The organism is Streptomyces katrae, from assembly GCF_000966975.1.
GTDB lineage: Bacteria > Actinomycetota > Actinomycetes > Streptomycetales > Streptomycetaceae > Streptomyces > Streptomyces katrae.
The window spans coordinates 1-1,076 of record NZ_JZWV01001687.1 but is presented as its reverse complement, the minus strand read 5'-3'; the positions used below and the strand labels follow the sequence as shown (position 1 = coordinate 1,076).

General features: G+C 78.4%; 2 pseudogenes. One reads left to right on the top strand and one right to left on the bottom strand.

Features of this window, described 5'->3' with window-relative positions:
* Positions 1 to 202, bottom strand: a pseudogene (locus VR44_RS40110) (hypothetical protein); the annotation flags it as partial.
* A 106-nt stretch (positions 203 to 308) separates the two neighbouring features.
* On the opposite strand from VR44_RS40110, the pseudogene VR44_RS40105 reads away from it, so the two are divergent.
* Positions 309 to 1,076, top strand: a pseudogene (locus VR44_RS40105) (glycosyltransferase family 39 protein); the annotation flags it as partial.

Below are 1,076 nucleotides of genomic sequence, written 5' to 3'. Positions count from 1 at the left end.
GGACAGGGGTGGTGCGCGCGGGGGCGGGGGTGGTGGGACCGGGGGCGCTGGTCGCGGGCGACGGCGGGGCGGTCGCGGTGGCGGGCGCCGTGGCCCCCGCCGGTGTGGGGGCGCCCGGGGAGCCGTCGTCGCCGCACCCCGCCAGGGCCACCGCGGCGAGCAGCACCGCCGCCGCGGCCCCGGCCGCTCGCATCGCTCGCACTCCGACCTCCTGCGGTCGCGGACCTCCTGCGGGTCACCGGTACCGCCCCCGAGTATGGAGGCCCCGACCCGCTACGGAAAGCACCCCGGAGGACGTCATCCACCGCATGGCCCCCTGGCGCTGGTTCCCGCCGCTGCTCGCCGTACTCCTCCTCGGCCTCTGGGGGCTGCCGCGGGGCCCGGGCGCGGGCAGCATGTGGCGCGACGAATCCACCACCTGGCAGGTCGCGCACCGGCCGGCCGGGGAACTGTGGGGGCTGCTCGGACAGATCGACGCCGTGCACGGGCTGTATTACGGGGTGATGCACGCCGTGTTCGCCGTGGCCGGGGTGTGGGGGGAGGGCGGGCCCGGGGGGCCCGGTGGTGGCGGGCTGTGGGTGCTGCGCCTGCCGTCCGTGGCGGGGACGGCCCTCGCCGCCGGCGGGGTCGCCGCCGTGGCACACCGGCTGGCGGGGGAGCGGGCCGCGCTGTGGGCGGGCGCGGTGTACGTCGTGCTGCCGCCCGTGCAGATGTACGGGCAGGAGGGCCGCTCGTACGCCCTGGTCGCGGCGGCCGTGGCCTGGGCGACGTACCTGATGCTGCGCCGGTGGTGGGTGGCCTACGCGTTGGTGCTGCTGGTGGGCTGCTGGCTGCACGAGTTCGCGGTCCTGGCGCTGTTCGCGCACGGGTTCACCGCCTGGCGGGCGAGGGGCTGGCGGTGGGCGGCCGGGGCGGTCGCCGCCGGGCTGCTGCCGCTGGCGGTGGTGAGCACGGGGCAGGCGGAGAGGCAGCTGGGCTGGCTGGGACGGCCGGGCTGGCAGGACTGGACGGCGTACGGGGTGCTGGTGGCGGCGGTGCTCCTGCTGGCCCGGGGAGGCCGGCGGGAAGTGGTCCGG